Below are 17354 nucleotides of genomic sequence, written 5' to 3'. Positions count from 1 at the left end.
GCGCAGGCGCAGAAAGGAGGCCCGCGGGGCGCGGGCCTTCAAGGGAAGATCAAAGCGTGGCGCCGCCCACGCTGCGATTGCACGGACACAACTCGTCCGTCTGCAGGCCGTCGAGGATGCGCAGGATCTCCTCCGGCGAGCGGCCGACGTTGAGGTTGTTCACCGAGACGTGCTGAATGACATTGTCCGGGTCGATGATGAAGGTGGCTCGCAACGCCACGCCAGACTCCCGGTCGCGCACGCCGAGCTGATCGACCAACGCCCCGGTCGTGTCGGCGAACTGGTAGTGGTTCAACGAATTCAGGTCCTTGTGCTCCCGGCGCCAGGCCAGCTTGCAGAACTCGTTGTCCGTCGAGCCGCCCAGCAGCACCGCGTCGCGGTCCGCGAAGTCCTTCACCAGCCTCGCGAAGCCGACGATCTCCGTCGGGCAGACGAAAGTGAAGTCCTTCGGATAGAAGTAGAGGATCTTCCACTTGCCCGGGAAGGACTCCTCGGTGATCGCCTCGAAAGCGGAATGCCCGCCCTCCTCATGATGGTTGAAGCCCGGCTTCACGCCGACCACCGAGAAGGGTTCCAGCCGGTCGCCCACGGTTTTCATCGCTGCTCCTTGTGCCTGGGGGTGACGTCGCGCGAGCTCCAGCGGCTGTGCGCCGAGCCACGGGCTGATCATAAGTCGCCCCGGCTCATGCGCAGCACCAGACGTCGCCTCTCGCACATCGCCGCCTTGATCCCTCTCAAACCATCACGGCACGGTCTGGTCATCGGCAGTAGATGGGGAGCTGCCTGCCGCCCTTTCGCTTTCGGTGCTCCCGCTTCCTATACTCGGCCCAGCCCCCGTGCACGGAGATCGTCGCCATGCAAGTCACCCTCCTCGGTGCCGGCCTCATGGGCCGGCCCATGGGCCGGCGCCTGCGCGAAGCCGGTTGGCCCCTCACCGTCTGGAACCGCACGCGCGCCAAAGCCGAACAGCTCGCCCCCCACGGCGCGCGTGTCGTCGACACCGCGGCCGACGCGGTGCGCGATGCCGAAGTGGTGATCACGATGCTCGAGCACGGCGAGGCCGTCGAGCACGTGCTGTTCGACCTCGGCGTGGCCGACGCCCTGCGGCCTGGCGCACTGGTGATCGACATGAGCTCGATCAAGCCCTCACAAGCACGTGAACACGCGCGGCGGCTGGCCGAGCGCGGCATCGCCCACCTCGACGCGCCCGTCTCCGGCGGCACCGTCGGCGCCGAAGCGGGCACCCTCGCCATCATGGCCGGCGGGACCGCCCAGGACTTCGAACGGGCCCGGCCGCTCTTCGCTCCGTTGGGCCGCGCCACGCACGTCGGCCCCCACGGCGCAGGGCAGCTGGCCAAGCTCGCCAACCAGATGATCGTCGGCATCACCATCGGCGCGATCAGCGAGGCCTTGCTGCTGGCCGCCCGAGGCGGCGCCGACATGGCCAAGGTGCGCGAGGCCATTCGGGGCGGCTTCGCGGAAAGCCGCATCCTGGAGGTGCACGGCCAACGCATCGTCGAGCAAGACTTCGCCAAGCGCGCGGCGCTTTCCGTGCAGCTCAAGGACATGCGCAACGCGCTCGACACCGCGGCCGAACTCGGCATCGACGCGCCCATCACGAGACTGTTCGAGCAGCTGTACGCCAGCGCCAGCGAGCATGGCTTTGCCGATCTGGATCACAGCGCCCTCTTCTGCGAACTCGCCCGACGCAACAGCCCGCTTCGATGACCCGCCGACAGACGAGAGCCGTGCCCCGGCAGCAGCGGTAGCCAGCGAGATCGAGGCGGCTTCGCACCCCTTCGCGCTATGGCCCCACACCATCACACCGATTTCTGCTATAGTGGAGGGCTCTTGGGGCGGTAGCTCAGCTGGGAGAGCGTCGCGTTCGCAATGCGAAGGTCGGGAGTTCGATCCTCCTCCGCTCCACCACCAGAATCCCACACGCCCAACCTCTATCGGTTGGGCGTTTTCGTTTCCGGGTTCGGCGACACCCCGTGGGGTTCGGTGACCGGTCTGCATGGATGGCGGGCCGGGCCCTACGGCAGGTTCAGCGTCTTGGCCAGATGCCCGTAGACCGCGCCGACGCGGCGCAGGTGGCGGGATTCGGGGTGGGTGAGCAGCCAGAGGTCGGTCTCGCACTCGGCCAACGGTTCGCTCAGCCGGACGACGTCGCGGCGCCCCTCGGCAAGAAACAGCGGCACGACGCCGACGCCCAGCCCCAGCGCCACGAGTTCCAGCACCGACAGGATGCTGTTCACGCGGTACCGCGGAACCACCTTGGGGAAGTGGCGTTTGCGCCAGACGACCGACGGATGATCCGGCAGGGCATCGTCGGGCGCGATCCAATCGGCCTTGCCGGCCTGCACGTCGCTGAACTTGCGCACACCGCCTCGCTTGGCCGCATACAGCGCGACCCGGATGGGCCCGATGTGCTTGCCCACCAGATGTTGAGGCGGACGCTTGGTGGCCCGCACGGCGATGTCGGCGTCGCGCCGGGTCAGGCTCGCCAGTTCGTTGCCCGTGTGGAGTTCAAAGCCCAAGAGCGGGTGCACGGTGCGCAGACTGCGCAGGGCCGGCGCGACGAGGCCGTGCAAGACCGTGTCGGTCGTGGTGATGCGCACCGTGCCCGAAACCTGTGACGGCGTGGACTCGGCAGACGAACGCGCGGCCTCGAGCGCTGCTTCCATCTGCTCGGCATGGCCCGCCAGTTCCAGCGCCAGCTCGGCAGGGGCGTAGCCGGAACGCGTGCGCTCGAACAACGCCCGCCCCAGGCCGCGCTCGATGCGCTGCAGCGAGCGGAACACCGTGGAAGCGTCCACCCCGAGGCGTTCCCCGGCGCTGGCGAGCGTGCCGCCGCGCACCAGCGCGAGCAGTACGTCGAGGTCGCGGGGAGTCACTTGGTATTGCGTGGATGCAACCATCGTTTGCCTCTGCGCCTATTTTTGTTTCGGTGACGCAATCTTAGAGTGCCTCCATTCCTCAACGAACCGGAGTCGCTCATGAACCCTTCCTCGTCGTCCGCACAGCTCGGCATTGCCCTGCTGCGGGTCAGCCTCGGTGTCATGTGGATCGCACATGCACTGCTCAAGCTGCTGGTGTTCACGCTGCCGGGCACGGCGCAGTTCTTCGCCAGCGTCGGTTTTCCCGGCTTCTTGGCCTATCCCGTCTTCGCGGCGGAACTGCTGGGCGGCATCGCGCTGGTGCTCGGTCTGTACGCACGACAGGCGGCGCTGGCCCTGGTGCCGGTGATGGCCGCGGCGGCGTGGGTGCATCTGCCCAACGGCTGGGTTCACACGAGCCCGGGCGGCGGCTGGGAATACCCGGTGTTCCTGATCGCCGCATCCATCGCGCTGTGGCTGATCGGCGACGGCGCGGCGGCGATCAAGCGCAGCGAATGGCTCGTGCCGCTGCGGGAGCTGAGCCGGGTGAGCGAGGCCCCGCGCGCCGGAGGGCTTGCCAAGTGAGCGCACCGCTCGTTCTGGTCTCGCATGCACTGTGCCCTTACGTGCAGCGGGCGGCCATCGTCCTGGCGGAAAAGGGCGTGCCCTTCGAGCGACGCGACATCGACCTCGCGGACAAGCCGTCCTGGTTCCTGAAAGTCTCGCCGCTGGGCAAGACACCCGTGCTCCTGGTCGGCGACGTGGCGATCTTCGAGTCTGCCGTGATCTGCGAATACCTCGATGAAACCGCTCGGCCCCGGCTGCACCCGCTGAGCGCGCTGGAGCGGGCGCGGCACCGTTCCTGGGTCGAGTTCGGCTCGGCCCTGCTGAACGTGATCGGCGCGTTCTACAACGCGGCGGACGAGGCCGCCCTGGCGGGGCGTGCGGGCGAGATCCGCGCTCGGCTCGAACGGCTCGAGGAGGCCTTGGGATCGGGGCCCTACTTTGCGGGACAGGCTTTCAGCATCGTCGACGCGGTGTTCGGGCCGGTGTTCCGCTACTTCGACGTCTTCGATTCCATCGCCGACTTCGGCTTCTGGAGGGGACTGCCCAGGGTGGCGCAGTGGCGCTCGGCGCTGGCGAACCGGCCTTCGGTGGCGGATGCCGTTCGAGCGGACTATCCCGAGCTGCTGCGCGGCTTTCTGCTGGCACGCCAGAGCGCTCTCGCGCGCCGCCTGCGCGGGCAGCTTTCGCGCCAGTGCGGTCCAGCGTGAGCCAGGGCCGCGGCGCAGGCGGCAGCCGTTCCAACGAGTTGCTGCCGCCAGGTCTCGACGTCTTCGGCGCCTGTCACATCCCGTGGACGTGCGAGCGCGCGTGTTGCGCGCCTCGGCGTGCCGCGAGCCAAGCCACCGCGACGGGTGCGGCCAGCGCGATCATCGGCAAGACGGGGCGGTGCCGCGCCGGTTCGCCCTGGAGGCGGTGCGTCCCCTGCAACTCGGGAATCCCCTGCGGGGATGCGTGCACCGAGAGTTGGTTGTCCACCGCGTGCACCCCTTGCATCGCGGACACGGCCGACAGGAGCCCGTCGACTTCGTGCTGCAACACGTGGCCGCGCAGACACACGCGTCCCTCGGTCGCGTCCACGTGGATCGCACCGGGGTGCGTGACCAGGCGGCCCAACTGAGCCCGGATGCGCTCGCACAGCTGTGCATCGCTGTGGGGCCGCGCAGTGCCGGTGAGTTGCGAGCGCGTGTGGGCGATCCAACCCTTCAGCCGGTCGCCCAGTCGCTTGCTGCGGGCCTCGGCGAGGTCGCCCAGGTCGTGCGACGCCGAGACGAACTTGTCGCGCACCATCGCACGCCGCCGGCGTCCCATCTCCGGGTCCAGGTAGTACATCGCGGCAGCCCCTGCGGCGACTCCGAGGAGGGTCGACGTCAGATTTCGCATCACCGTTCTCCTTTCCGTTCCTTCACGGGCGGGTGGGGCCGCCCGGTCGCTGGCTTGTCTACCCCTTTCGCGGCAACGGACGTGCCGGGCCGCCGGGGCGTGAAGATCGGCCGCAGGCGCGCTAGAATGCGGAACGACGCGGGTGTAGTTCAATGGTAGAACTTCGGCTTCCCAAGCCGATAGCGTGGGTTCGATTCCCATCACCCGCTCCAGATCCCAGGGCCGCACTTCAGCGGCCCTTTGTTTTGCCTGTGGCCCCGCCGCGCCGGCCGGCGCCCACCGTTCGGTAAAATCTTGCGTTTTTTGGTGCCGCAAGGGCACCGCCACCTTTCCAGGGTCCCGCACGGGCGTGCGCCGTCACGCCAAGGGGTCGGGGCGAGGAAGCCGAGGACAAGGGGGTCGTATGCAGGGATTGCACCTCACCGCTGATCTGTATGGATGCCAGTGCGAGGCGGCATTGATGACCGATGCCGCGACGCTGGCGGATGTGTGCCGCAGCGCCGTGCAGGCGTCCGGGCTCACGCTGGTCGACGAGAAGTACCACACGTTTCCCGAATGGCAGGGCCAGCCCGGCGGCGTGACCGGGGCCGTGCTGCTGGCGGAGTCGCATCTGGCCGTGCACACCTGGCCGGAGCGCGCCGGCGTGACGCTGGACGTCTACGTGTGCAACTTCTCGACCGACAACTCCTCGAAGGCCGAGCGGCTGCTCAACGACTTGATGTCGACCTTCGCCCCGGCGCAGCGCATCACCAACCGCATCTTGCGCGGCTCCAAGGACCCTGAGACGCGTTCGGACGAACTGCTGCTCGAGTGGCTCAACGACCACAGCGCCTTCGGCTTCCAGGCTGCGCGCCGGCTCGAGACGATGCGCACCCGCTACCAGCAGCTCGAGGTGTTCGAGACGCCCCAGTGGGGCCGCCTGCTGCGGCTGGACGGCCGCTACATGACCTCGGAGCGCGACGAGTTCTTCTACCACGAGCCCATGGTGCACGTGGCCGCGATCACGCATGAGCAGCCGCGCTCGGTGCTGGTCGTCGGCGGCGGAGACGGCGGCACGGCGGAGGAAATGCTCAAGCACCCCTCGGTCGGCAGGCTCGTGCTCGCCGAACTCGATGGCGACGTGGTGGAGATGTCGCGCAAGCACCTGCAGTCGATCCACCAGGGGGCCCTCGACGACCCGCGTGTGGCGCTGCGCCTCGGCGACGGAGCGCAGTTCGTGGCCGAGCAGGCCGCGCGGGCGGACGGCGAGCGTTTCGACCTGATCGTCCTGGACCTCACCGACCCGGACACGCCGGCGCAGCAGCTGTACACGCGAGAGTTCTTCGCGCAAGTCAAGCAGCTCCTGCGTCCGGGCGGGGCGATCACCTTGCACATCAGCTCGCCCATCTTCACACCCGCTCGCGTGCAGCAACTGACCTCCTCGCTCACGAGCGTGTTCTCGATCGTGCGGCCCTTCGGTCTGTACGTGCCGCTGTACGGCACGTACTGGGGCATGGCCTGCGCGTCCGACGCGCTGGACCCGCTCTCGCTCGAACCGGCAGAAGTCGAGCGGCGCCTGGCGAGCCGCGGCATCCGCGACCTGAAGTACTACAACGGCGACGTGCACCGCGCCCTCTTCGCCCTGCCCAACTACTACCGCGAGCTGGTGCAAGGATGAGCGGCTCCGGGCACCAGCCGCAGGGCAGCGAGGACGTCTCGGGCGCGGGGCGCCCGCAGGATGGCGCACAGGTGCCGGCAGCGGCCGGCGTCCCGGCCGGCGTCCCCCATCCCCGCTCGGTTCGCAGCTATGTGATGCGCGCAGGCCGCACCACCGAGGGCCAGGCCCGCGCCATCGAGACGCTGGGGCCCCGGTTCCTGGTGCCCTACGAGCCGGGCCGGCTGCTCGATCCCGTGGCGCTTTTCGGGCGCAGCGCGCCCACCATCCTCGAGATCGGCTTCGGAATGGGCGAAGCGACGGCGGAGATCGCGGCCCGCCGCCCCGAGGACGACTTCATCGGCTGCGAGGTGCACGAGCCGGGCGTCGGCGCCCTGCTCAAGCGCATCGGCGAGCGGGGGTTGTCGAACGTGCGCATCATCCGTCACGACGCGGTGGAGGTGCTGGAACAGATGGTGGCACCCGGCTCGCTCGCCGGCGTGCACATCTTCTTCCCCGACCCGTGGCACAAGAAGCGGCACCACAAGCGGCGGCTGATCCAGCCCCCCTTCGTCGCACTCGTGGCGAGCCGCTTGGCGCCGGGCGGCTACATCCACTGCGCGACCGATTGGCAGCCCTATGCCGAACAGATGCTCGACGTACTGTCGGCCGAGCCGCTGCTCGAGAACACGGCCGAGGGCTACGCGCCCCGCCCGGAGTACCGTCCCCTCACCAAGTTCGAGAACCGGGGCCTGAAGCTCGGCCACGGGGTGTGGGATCTGGTCTTCCGCAAGCGTTGACGCGCCATGGCGCGCTTCAGGCGCGCCACGCCACCCAGCCCGTCCAGGCGGTGAGCAACACCACCGCACCGAACACGATGCGATACCACGCGAAGATGGTGAAGTCGTGCGTGGAGACGTAGCGGATCAGCCAGCGGATGCACAGCCATGCGCTCACGAAGGCGAACAGCAGCCCGACCGAGAACATGGGAAGGTCCGACCATTCCAGCAGCCCGCGTTGCTTCCACAGCGAGTACACCCCCGCCCCCACCAACGTCGGGATGCCGAGGTAGAAGCTGAACTCGGTGGCGGCCTTGCGCGAGAAGCCGAAGACCACGGAGCCGATGATGGTGGCACCGGAGCGGCTGGTGCCCGGGATCATCGCGGCGCATTGCACCAGCCCCACCTTGAGCGCATCCCAAGGCGTGATGTCGTCCACCGTTTCGATTCGCGCATGTCGGCGGCCTTGCAGGTCGCGCTCGCCGTAGAGCCGCTTGTGACGGCGCTCGACCCACAAGATGATCAGGCCGCCGACGATGAAAGCAGCCGCCACGACCACCGGATTGAACAAGTGCTGCTTGATCAGCGAGCCGAAGATCAGGCCGAACACGGCTGCAGGCAGGAAGGCGATCACCACGTTGAGCGCGAATCGCTGGGCGACCGGGTCATGGCCCAGGCCCCGCACCGTACCCCACAGGCGCGCGCGGTACTCCCAGATCACCGCGAGCATCGCGCCTGTCTGGATGGCGATTTCGAATACCTTGATCTTGTCGCCGGTGAAGCCCAGCAACGAGGAGGCGAGGATCAGGTGACCGGTGGAGGAGATGGGCAGGAACTCGGTCAACCCTTCGACCACGCCCATCACGGCGGCTTTCAGCAACAGCTCGATATCCAAGAACACCCCTTCGGTGCGAAACGCGCCCGGCATGATAGCGATGACGCGCGGCGCACTTGTGTGGGTTCGCAAGCAAGCGCCCGGGCAGGCGCGCCGCGGTGGCGGCTGCGCGGGCGCACCGACTGCCCGGCTCTGGCGGGGCTCAGCCCATCGGCCGCAGTTCGACCGCGAGGCCTTGCGGCAACACGCGCACGGGGCCCGGCTGCACGCGCAGGCGTTGCAGCAGATCGACCTGCTCGGGCTGGAGCCGATAGACGGTCACATCGCGCAGGAGCTGTTGCGCCAACGCTGCCGCCAAGCGCGAGCCGCGGCTTTGGGACAGAGAGTAGGCCCCGGCCTCCAGGCGTTCGACGCGCAGGTCGGTCATCCGGATGCTGCGGTCGGAGGGCTCGTAGCGCAGGCCGTAGGTGAAGCCGATCGTGCCCTGCACTGCACGCGCGAGCCACCCCTCGCCCACGCGCAGATCGAGTTCGGTGCCCAGTCGGTTCTCCTGGGGCAGAAACCGCACACGCGGGGTCGCCACCATCAGCTCCAGGGCATCGAGCCCCCGCAGGTTGAGAGGAAACTGCCGGCCCAGGGCATCGAGCAGCTGGGCCGCCGAGATGTCGATGCTGCGTGGGACGATGGTCGCACAGCCGGCGAGCACGCCCGCCGCCCCGAGGCCGAGGCCCAGAATCACGCACCGACGACGGTCGAAACGAACACCACGATCACTCATATCGCAAGGCCTGGATGGGTTGGAGCGAGGCCGCCCGGCGGGCCGGGTAGAAGCCAAAGAAGATGCCGACCGCCGCGGCAAAACCGGCGGCCAGCGCGATGGAGCGCACGCTCAGCACCACTTCCCAGCCGGCGAACGCGGCCACCGCCCAGGTGGCTGCGGCGCCGAGGGCGATGCCGAGCACCCCGCCGATCAGGCTGAGGGTCAGCGCCTCGATCAGGAACTGCGCGAGGATGTCGCGCCCGCGCGCGCCCACCGCCATGCGCAGCCCGATCTCCCGCGTGCGCTCGGTGACGCTGACGAGCATGATGTTCATGATGCCGATCCCGCCCACCACCAGGCTCACGCCCGCGACGGCGGCGAGCAGCAGCGTCATCACCTGGGCCGAGGTTTCCTGCGCGGACAGCACCTCGGAGAGGTTGCGCACCGTGAAGTCGTCGTCCTGCTCGGGTTGCAGGCGGTGCCGCTGCCTCAGAACCTCGCGCACGCCGGCTGCGGCGAGCGCCATGTCGTAACCCGCTTCGACCTTCACGGTGATGCTGCCGACGCTGCGCAGCCGGCTGGTGGCTCGCCCCTGGATGCGCTTGTGCAGGGTGCCGATGGGCACCACCACGACGTCGTCCTGGTCGGCACCGAACGCGTTCTGCCCCTTGCGCTCGAGCAAACCGATCACCACGAGGGGCACGCGATTGACGCGGATCACCTGGTCGAGCGGGTCGCCGTCGCCGAAGAGCTCGCGCGCCACCGTCTGCCCGATCACGGCCACCTTGGCGGCCGCACCGATCTCGGCCGGCTCAAAGAAGCGGCCGGCCACCAAAGTCCAGTCGCGCACCACGAAGTAGTCGTTGGTCGATCCGATGACGGTGGTGGGCCAGTTCGCGTTCATCGCGATGGCCTGCACGTTGGCGCGCGATAGCGGGCTGGCCGCCCGCACGCCGGGCACCTCGCGGGCGAGGGCGGCGGCGTCGTCCTCGGTGAGCGTGTTGGTGGCCCCGCTGCCCAGCCGTGCACCGGTGGCGGTGCGTGAGCCGGGCGAGACGGTGATCAGGTTCGAGCCCAGCGCCTGGATCTGCTGCGACACGCGCTGCTGCGCGCCAGTACCCACCGCGACCATCGTGATGACGGCCGCCACGCCGATCACGATGCCGAGCATCGTGAGAAGGCTGCGCGTGGGATGCGTGACGAGGGCGCGCCAGGCGGCCCGCACCGCGACGAGCAGGCTCACCGCGCCTCCCTCCCCTGGTGCGGCGGCTGGCGCCGATCGTCGACCACTTGACCATCGCGAAACACGATGCGTCTGGCGGCCCAGGCGGCGATGTCGTGCTCGTGGGTGACGACGACCAGCGTCATGCCTCGCGCATTCAGGGCCGCGAAGAGCCGCATCACCTCCTCGGACGTGGTCGTGTCCAGCGCCCCGGTGGGTTCATCGGCCAGAATGAGCTGAGGGTCGTTGACCAGCGCGCGGGCGATCGCCACGCGCTGCTGCTGGCCCCCCGAAAGCTCCGACGGCAAGTGATGCGCCCGGTCGGTGAGGCCGACCTGAGCCAGGGCCCCCAGGGCCCGTTCACGACGCTCGCGGGCCCCGACGCCGGCATACACCAGCGGGAGCTCGACGTTCTCGACCGCCGGGGTGCGGGGCAGCAGGTTGAAGTGCTGGAAGACGAATCCGATCTGCCGGTTGCGAATCGAGGCCAACCGGTCCGCCGGGAGCTCGTCCACGCGCTCGCCCGCGAGGCGGTAAGTGCCGCTCGTGGGACGGTCGAGGCATCCTAGGATGTTCATGAAGGTGGACTTGCCGGAGCCCGACGCGCCCATGACCGCGACGAACTCACCGGCATCGATGTCGAGCGAAACGCCGCGCAGGGCCATGACCGCCGTGCCGGCATGCGAGCCGGTCTGGTACGTCTTGCTCACCGAGCGGACTTCGATCAGCGCCATCGCCGTGCCTGCGGTGCCGCGCTCACAAGCCGAAGCGCGGGCCGGCCGGCCGGGCCGCGCCGCCCGCGCGCGGCGACTGCACCGCCACCACCACCTGCTGGCCTTCCCGCAGTTCGGGCGCACGCACCTCGGACATCGCCCCATCGCTGATGCCCACCTCCACCTCGAGTGCGCGTGGCGAGCCGCCCTCGGCCAACAGATAGAGCCGCCCCTTGCCGGCCGCGCGCCCGCCCGGCCCGCCGCGCGACGGCCCCCCCGAGGCGCTCGCGCCGTCGTCCTCCGCCTCGGGCATCTTCACCCGCAGAGCCGCGTTCGGCACCTTCAGCACGTCCGCGCGTTCGTCCGTGACGATGCGCACGTTGGCCGTCATGCCGGGCAGCAGACGCCCGCCCTTGTTGTCGAACGCGACGACGACGGTGTAGGTGATCACGTTCTGCGTGTTGGTCGCCGCCTTGCGCACCTGCCGCACGCGACCTTGGAAGCGCTGCCCCGGAAAGGCATCGACGGTGAACTGCGCCTCTTGGCCGGCGCGCACACGGCCGATGTCGGCTTCGTCCACCGGCACCTCGACCTGCATGTCGTCGAGGTTGCGCGCGATGACGAAAAGCTCCGGCGCCTGCAGGCTCGCTGCCACCGTCTGGCCCAGTTCGATGCTGCGCTTGATGACGATGCCGTCCACCGGCGAGCGGATCTCGGTGCGGCGCAGGTCCACCCGCGCCTGGGCGAGTTGCGCCTCGCGCTGCCGCACGGTGGCCTCGGCCGAGCGCACCTGGGCCTGCGCCACATTGCGTTGCGCCTCGGCCACCTTCAGCGCCTCGCGCAGCGCATTCACGGTCGATTGGGCGCGTTCCAGTTCGGCGGGCGATATGAAGTTCTGTGCCACCAGATCGCGGCTGCGCGCCAGGTCGCGCTCGGCCTGCTGCAACTCCACCGTCGCCCGGCCGGCGCTGGCCTGTGCCGCCAAGGCCGCTGCTTGCGCGTTGAGCACGAAGGCTCGTGCGGCCTCGAGGTCGGCCTGCGCCTGGCGCACCCGGTGCTCGAAACTCTGCGGGTCGAGGCGGGCGAGCAATTGGCCTTCACGCACCTCGGTGTTGAAGTCCACCAGCACTTCCTTGATCTGGCCGGACACCTGGCTGCCGACTTGCACCTGAGACACGGCCGTGACCGTGCCCGCGGCCGAGACGGTCGCGCGCAAGGGCCCGCGTTCCACCGGCGCGGTGCGGTAGTGCACTTCCGGCGCACGGTCCTTCCACCACCAGGCAAGCGCGCCCAGCAACAGCAGCGCGAGCGCGAGGATCGCGCCCCAGATCGTGACTCGTTTCATCCGCGGCATTCTAGAAAGTAGAAAGGCCCCGCATCACCGACTGGGCCCGCAGGGCCGCATCGACCCCCAACTTCAACTATCTTTACGCGGCTGCGGGGCCCCATCGCCCCCCGGACGGCCTTACGCTTTCCGCGCGACTTGACCCCGCGCCCCGCCCCCAGATACATTACTGACCAGTCAGTCAGTATCGCTCATGCCGCGCACGCTCCATCCCAGCTCCGCCACCTTGGCCGCAGCCGACGCCCCGCGGCGTCGGCGCAAGGACGCGCGACCGCAGGAGTTGCTGGACGCGGCCCTCGAGATGTTCGTCGAGAAAGGCTTCGCCGCCACCAAGATGGACGACGTGGCCGCCCGCGCCGGCGTCTCGAAAGGCACCGTCTACCTCTACTTCCCGAGCAAGGAGGAGTTGCTGAAGGCGGTGATCCGGCACAACCTGTCGCTGACCATCGCCGAGGGCGACGACGTGCTCTCTCGCTACGACGGGCCCACCTCGGAGTTGTTGCACCTGTTGGCACGTCGATGGTGGGAGCGCGTCGGGGAGACCGCTGCCGCCGGCATCTTCAAACTGATCATCACCGAAGTGCGCAACTTCCCCGACCTCGCCGAGTTCTACGCGGCCGAGGTGATCGAGCCGGGCCGTGCGCTCATCGTCAAGCTCCTCCAGCGCGGCATCGACCGCGGCGAGTTCCGCCAGGTGCATCTGCTGGACACGGCGCACGCGCTGATCTTTCCGATGCTGATGCTGTGCTTGCACAAGCACTCCGTGGGCGCCTGCCCGGCCGGCGACGAAGTCACCGCCGACCCGCGAGCGTTCATCGACCGGCACATCGACCTGGTGCTGCACGGCCTGCAGCGCCCCACCACCCCCCTCACCCCATGAAACTACATCTCAAGTGGCTGCTGCCCCTGCTGGCCACCCTCCTCATCGTCGCGTTGGCCGTGCGTGGGGTGACCCAGCGCCGCGCCGAGCAGGCCCGCGCAGCGGCTCCCAGAGCGCCCGTGGCCCTCGAGCTGGCCCCGTCCGACGTCGTGACGGCCGCCCGCCTGGAGGTGGTGCGTACGCTGGAGGTCTCGGGCACCATCGAGGCGGTCCGCACCGCGATGGTCAAGGCCAAGGTCGCCGGCGAAGTGCGCGAGCTGCACGTGCGCGAAGGCGACGCGGTGCGCGCAGGACAGGTCGTCGCCACACTGGATGCCACCGAGTACGCGGCCCGGCTGCGCCAGGCACAGCAGCAAGCCGAGTCGGCCCGCGCCCAGTTGGAGATCGCGGAGCGCACGCTGCAGAACAACCGGGCCCTGGTGGAGCAAGGCTTCATCTCGAGGAACGCACTGGACACGTCGGTGTCCAACGCGGCCGCAGCGCGTGCCAATCTGCTGGCCGCCCAGGCCGCTGCCGACGTGGCGCGCAAGGCCATGGACGATGCCGTGCTCAGGGCCCCGATTGCAGGTTCGGTCTCGCAGCGCCTGGTGCAACCGGGCGAGCGGGTGGGCGTGGATGGCCGCATCGTCGAAATCGTGGACCTGCGAGAGCTCGAGCTCGAGGCGGCCGTGCCCCCCGACCAGGTCGGGGCAGTGCGGGTGGGCGCGAAGGCCACCCTGCGCGTCGACGGAGTGGACGCGGCGGTCACCGCGCGTGTGGCCAGGATCAACCCGAGCACCCAGGCCGGCACGCGGGCAGTGCCCGTGTACCTGGCCGTGGCGCCCCACGAGGGCCTGCGCCACGGACTCTTCGCGACCGGGCGCATCGAGCTCGACCGGCAAGCCGGCATCGCCGTGCCGGAGAGCGCGGTGCGGCTGGACGAGGCGCGCCCGTACGTGCTGCTCGTGCAGGGTGAACAGGTCGTGCGCCGTGCTGTCGAACTCGGCCCGCGCGGCGAGGTGGGCGGGCGCGCCGTGCGCATCGTGCGCAGCGGGCTGGCCGAGGGCGACCGGGTGTTGGCCGGCACGGTGGGCATCGTGCGCGAAGGCACGCGCGTGAAGCTCACCCCGGTGATCGGCGCCTCCGCGGCAGGCCACTGAGGACGGCTCCCATGTGGTTTACCCGGGTCTCGATCGCCAATCCCGTGATGGCCACGATGGTGATGCTCGCCTTCGTGGTGCTGGGACTCTTTTCCTACCAGCGGCTCAAGGTCGATCAGTTCCCCGACGTCGAGTTTCCCGTCGTCGTGGTGCAGATCGAATACCCTGGCGCCTCACCGGAGATCGTCGAGACCGAAGTGACCAAGAAGGTCGAGGAGGCCGTCAACTCGATCGCCGGGATCAACCAGCTCTTCTCGCGCAGTTACGACAGCCAGTCGGTCGTCATCATCCAGTTCAACCTGGATGTGGACGGCCGCAAGGCCGCGGAGGACGTGCGCGAGAAGGTGGCGGGCATCCGCCCGCTGCTGCGTGACGAGGTGGAGGAGCCGCGCGTGCTGCGCTTCGACCCCGCCTCGCGCCCGATCTACACCCTGGCCCTCACCTCCCCCGACGGTAGCCGCAGCCCGGTCGAACTCACGACCTACGCCGACCAGGTCGTCAAGAAGCGCCTCGAGAACGTGCGCGGCGTGGGATCGGTGACGCTCGTCGGCGCGGTGGCGCGCGAGATCAACATCTACCTCAAGCCGCAGGCCCTGGAGGCCTACGGCCTGGGCGTCGATCAGGTCATGCAAGCCGTGCGCGCCGACAACCAGGATCTGCCGGCCGGCGCGCTGCGATCGAGCGAGAACGAGCGCATCGTCCAGATCACCGGGCGCATCCAGCGGCCGGAGGAGTTCCGCGACATCATCGTCGCGCGACGCGGCCCGGCGGGCAGCACCGCCCCCGTGAAGCTGGGTCAGATCGCCGACGTGGTCGACGGCCCGCAGGAAGTGGAAAGCCTCGCCCTCTACAACGGCACGCGCACCCTCGCGCTGGACGTACAAAAGGCCCAAGGCGAGAACACCATCGACGTGGTGGACGGGCTGAACCGGGTGGTGGACGAATTGCGCACCGAACTGCCCTCCGGCGTCGCAGTGGACGTGGTGCGCGACAACTCGCGTCCGATCCGGGTGGCCGTGAGCAACGTGCGCCAGACGCTGATCGAAGGCGCGGTCCTCACGGTGGTGATCGTCTTCCTGTTCCTCAACTCCTGGCGCTCCACAGTCATCACCGGCCTGACGTTGCCAATCGCGCTGATCGGCACGTTCCTCTTCATGTACTGGTTCGGCTTTTCGATCAACATGATCACGCTGATGGCGCTCAGCCTGTGCGTGGGCTTGCTGATCGACGACGCGATCGTCGTGCGAGAGAACATCGTGCGCCACGTGCAGATGGGCAAGGACGCCCACCGAGCCGCGCTGGACGGTACGCACGAGATCGGCCTGGCGGTGCTGGCCACGACGCTGTCCATCGTCGCGGTGTTTCTGCCCATCGGCTTCATGGGCGGCATCATCGGGCGGTTCTTCCACCAGTTCGGCATCACGATCGTCGCAGCGGTGCTGATCTCGATGTTCGTGAGCTTCACGCTGGACCCGATGCTCTCCAGCGTGTGGCACGACCCGGCCATTCATGCCGAGGGTCGGCCTGCCGAGCGGCGGTCGTGGTACGACCGCACCATCGGGCGGTTCACCGCCGCGGTCGATCGCTTCACGCACTGGTTGGGCGACGTCTACCAAGCCATCCTCGCGTGGTCGCTCAAGCACAAACGGGCCACGCTCGGCATCGCGGCGGCGAGCCTGGTGGTGAGCTTCGCGCTCGTACCGGTGATGGGCACCGAGTTCGTGCCCAAGGCAGACTTCTCCGAAACGTCCATCAGCTTCTACACGCCCACCGGCTCCTCCATCGAGGTGACGGAGGCCAAGGCGCGCCAGGTGGATGCCATCTTGCGCGAGTTTCCCGAGGTCAAGTACACGCTGACCACGATCAACACCGGACAGGCGCAAGGCAGGAACTACGCCACCGTCTACGTGCGGCTCGTGGATCGCAAGGAGCGCCAGCGCAATGTCGACCAAATGTCGGCCCTGCTGCGCGAGCGACTGGCCCGGGTGCCGGGCATCACCGTGACCCATGTCGGCCTGCTCGACCCGGTGGGCGGGACCAAGCCGATCTCGGTATCGATCCAAGGCGCGGACCTGCAGGAGTTGCAACGGCTGACGAGCCAGATCACCGAGCGACTGCGGCAAATCCCCGGCCTGGTGGACCTGGACACCAGCATGAAGCCGAACAAGCCCACGGTGGACGTCGTCGTGCACCGCGAAGCGGCCTCCGATCTGGGCCTCAGCGTGGGTAGCGTCACCCAGGCCCTGCGCGGCCTCATCGCGGGCCAAACGGTCGGCAACTGGCGCGCCCCGGATGACCAGAGCTACGACGTCAAGGTGCGGCTCGCCCCCGATGCCCGAGCCACGCTGCCCGACCTGGAGAAACTGGGGCTGACGGTGATCGGCCCGGACGGCACGCCGAAGATCGTGCGGCTCGCGCAGGTCGCCGACGTGAAGCCCTCGTTCGGTCCCAACCAGATCAACCGCCGCGACCTGGCTCGCGAGGTCGAGATCACGGCCAACGTCTCGGGCCGCTCGCTGGGCGAAGTCTCCGCCGATATCCGGCAGGTGCTCGACACCACTGCCTTCTCGCCCGGCTATCGGGCCAAGTTCGGCGGCTCCACCAAGGACATGCAGGAGTCCTTCGGCTATGCGCTCTCCGCGCTCGCGCTCGCAGTGATCTTCATCTACATGATCCTAGCGTCGCAGTTCAAGAGCTTCCTGCAGCCCATCGCGTTGATGTCGTCTCTGCCGCTGACGCTCATCGGCGTCGTGCTCATCCTGCTGATGTTCGGCTCGACGCTCAACATGTTCTCGATCATCGGCGTCATCATGCTGATGGGCCTGGTCACGAAGAACGCCATCTTGCTGGTGGATTTCGCCAACCGGGCGCGCGAAGGCGCCAGCGGCGAGGGCTTGGCCGGCCAGAAACTCGACCGCGAGGCCGCGCTGCTGCTGGCGGCCCGCGTGCGCTTGCGGCCGATCCTGATGACCACCTTGGCAATGGTGTTCGGCATGGTGCCGCTGGCCTTCGCGCTGTCCGAGGGCGCCGAGCAGCGCTCGCCGATGGGGCAGGCGGTGATCGGCGGCGTCGTCACCTCCTCGCTGCTGACCCTGGTCGTGGTGCCGGTCATCTACTGCTATCTGGACGACTTCTCGACGTGGATCAAGCGCAAGCTGCGCGGACGTCGCCCCGTGCCGGCGGCGGTGGGGCTCGGGACGGGTGAGGCGAAATAAAATGCTC

16 protein-coding genes and 2 tRNA genes are annotated in these 17354 nt (G+C 68.8%); 10 read left to right on the top strand and 8 right to left on the bottom strand.

Going from position 1 to position 17354, the window contains the following annotated elements; all coding sequences use genetic code 11:
- Positions 1 to 49 precede the first annotated feature (49 nt).
- Positions 50 to 598 (bottom strand): peroxiredoxin, encoded by a 549-nt coding sequence (locus tag OMP39_RS05715; RefSeq protein ID WP_264893869.1) that lies wholly within the window; start codon positions 596 to 598, stop codon positions 50 to 52.
- A gap of 173 nt (positions 599 to 771) precedes the next feature.
- Here OMP39_RS05715 and OMP39_RS05710 point away from each other — a divergent pair, with 173 nt between their 5' ends.
- Positions 772 to 1728: an NAD(P)-dependent oxidoreductase gene (locus tag OMP39_RS05710; RefSeq protein WP_425340664.1), complete on the top strand. Its 957-nt coding sequence runs from the start codon at positions 772 to 774 to the stop codon at positions 1726 to 1728.
- Positions 1729 to 1853: 125 nt separating this feature from the next.
- A tRNA-Ala gene (locus OMP39_RS05705) sits at positions 1854 to 1929 on the top strand.
- Positions 1930 to 2036: 107 nt separating this feature from the next.
- On the opposite strand, the gene OMP39_RS05700 is transcribed toward OMP39_RS05705, so the two are convergent.
- Positions 2037 to 2921 (bottom strand): LysR family transcriptional regulator, encoded by an 885-nt coding sequence (locus OMP39_RS05700; protein ID WP_264893865.1) that lies wholly within the window; start codon positions 2919 to 2921, stop codon positions 2037 to 2039.
- Between the two features lie 78 nt (positions 2922 to 2999).
- Between OMP39_RS05700 and OMP39_RS05695 the strand changes: the two genes are divergently transcribed.
- Positions 3000 to 3464: a DoxX family protein gene (locus OMP39_RS05695; protein WP_264893863.1), complete on the top strand. Its 465-nt coding sequence runs from the start codon at positions 3000 to 3002 to the stop codon at positions 3462 to 3464.
- The gene (locus tag OMP39_RS05690; RefSeq protein WP_264893862.1) at positions 3461 to 4153 is read left to right on the top strand and encodes a glutathione S-transferase family protein; all 693 of its coding nucleotides are present in this window, start codon (positions 3461 to 3463) and stop codon (positions 4151 to 4153) included. The genes OMP39_RS05695 and OMP39_RS05690 overlap by 4 nt, the downstream gene beginning before the upstream one ends.
- Before the next feature lie 73 nt (positions 4154 to 4226).
- Here OMP39_RS05690 and OMP39_RS05685 read toward each other — a convergent pair whose 3' ends face one another.
- Positions 4227 to 4826: a BON domain-containing protein gene (locus OMP39_RS05685; RefSeq protein WP_264893861.1), complete on the bottom strand. Its 600-nt coding sequence runs from the start codon at positions 4824 to 4826 to the stop codon at positions 4227 to 4229.
- 138 nt (positions 4827 to 4964) lie between these two features.
- Here OMP39_RS05685 and OMP39_RS05680 point away from each other — a divergent pair.
- The 3 genes from OMP39_RS05680 (at position 4965) to trmB (ending at position 7259) form a co-directional block, all read left to right on the top strand.
- A tRNA-Gly gene (locus tag OMP39_RS05680) sits at positions 4965 to 5038 on the top strand.
- 191 nt (positions 5039 to 5229) lie between these two features.
- Positions 5230 to 6483 carry a polyamine aminopropyltransferase gene (gene speE / locus OMP39_RS05675; protein WP_264893860.1) on the top strand — a complete coding sequence of 418 codons (1254 nt, stop codon included), beginning with the start codon at positions 5230 to 5232 and terminating at the stop codon, positions 6481 to 6483.
- Positions 6480 to 7259 (top strand): tRNA (guanosine(46)-N7)-methyltransferase TrmB, encoded by a 780-nt coding sequence (gene trmB, locus OMP39_RS05670; protein WP_264893859.1) that lies wholly within the window; start codon positions 6480 to 6482, stop codon positions 7257 to 7259. Before speE ends, trmB begins: the two co-directional genes overlap by 4 nt.
- A 16-nt stretch (positions 7260 to 7275) precedes the next feature.
- Here the strand turns inward: trmB and OMP39_RS05665 are convergent, their stop codons facing one another.
- The 5 genes from OMP39_RS05665 to OMP39_RS05645 all read right to left on the bottom strand — a co-directional run bounded on the left by OMP39_RS05665 (position 7276) and on the right by OMP39_RS05645 (position 12113).
- Positions 7276 to 8133, bottom strand: a complete 858-nt coding sequence (locus tag OMP39_RS05665; protein WP_264893858.1) for an undecaprenyl-diphosphate phosphatase — start codon at positions 8131 to 8133, stop codon at positions 7276 to 7278.
- A gap of 142 nt (positions 8134 to 8275) precedes the next feature.
- Entirely contained in the window at positions 8276 to 8851 is a 576-nt protein-coding gene (locus OMP39_RS05660; protein ID WP_264893856.1) for a hypothetical protein, read from the bottom strand.
- Complete coding sequence (locus tag OMP39_RS05655; RefSeq protein WP_264893854.1) at positions 8844 to 10076, bottom strand: ABC transporter permease; 1233 nt, start codon at positions 10074 to 10076, stop codon at positions 8844 to 8846. The genes OMP39_RS05660 and OMP39_RS05655 overlap by 8 nt, the downstream gene beginning before the upstream one ends.
- Positions 10073 to 10789, bottom strand: a complete 717-nt coding sequence (locus tag OMP39_RS05650) for an ABC transporter ATP-binding protein (protein ID WP_280925524.1) — start codon at positions 10787 to 10789, stop codon at positions 10073 to 10075. Before OMP39_RS05650 ends, OMP39_RS05655 begins: the two co-directional genes overlap by 4 nt.
- A 22-nt stretch (positions 10790 to 10811) precedes the next feature.
- The gene (locus OMP39_RS05645; protein WP_264893852.1) at positions 10812 to 12113 is read right to left on the bottom strand and encodes an efflux RND transporter periplasmic adaptor subunit; all 1302 of its coding nucleotides are present in this window, start codon (positions 12111 to 12113) and stop codon (positions 10812 to 10814) included.
- A gap of 193 nt (positions 12114 to 12306) precedes the next feature.
- Between OMP39_RS05645 and OMP39_RS05640 the strand changes: the two genes are divergently transcribed.
- From OMP39_RS05640 to OMP39_RS05630, 3 genes are read left to right on the top strand one after another with little or no spacing between them, the layout of a single operon-like run.
- Complete coding sequence (locus OMP39_RS05640) at positions 12307 to 12993, top strand: TetR/AcrR family transcriptional regulator (protein WP_264893850.1); 687 nt, start codon at positions 12307 to 12309, stop codon at positions 12991 to 12993.
- On the top strand, positions 12990 to 14132 hold the full coding sequence (locus OMP39_RS05635) for an efflux RND transporter periplasmic adaptor subunit (RefSeq protein ID WP_264893849.1): 1143 nt from the start codon (positions 12990 to 12992) through the stop codon (positions 14130 to 14132). Before OMP39_RS05640 ends, OMP39_RS05635 begins: the two co-directional genes overlap by 4 nt.
- An 11-nt stretch (positions 14133 to 14143) precedes the next feature.
- On the top strand, positions 14144 to 17347 hold the full coding sequence (locus tag OMP39_RS05630) for an efflux RND transporter permease subunit (RefSeq protein WP_264893848.1): 3204 nt from the start codon (positions 14144 to 14146) through the stop codon (positions 17345 to 17347).
- Positions 17348 to 17354 lie beyond the last annotated feature (7 nt).

The sequence above is a fragment of the Schlegelella aquatica genome (genome assembly GCF_026013905.1).
Lineage (GTDB): Bacteria > Pseudomonadota > Gammaproteobacteria > Burkholderiales > Burkholderiaceae_C > Caldimonas > Caldimonas aquatica.
This window is presented reverse-complemented; position numbering and strand designations above follow the sequence as displayed.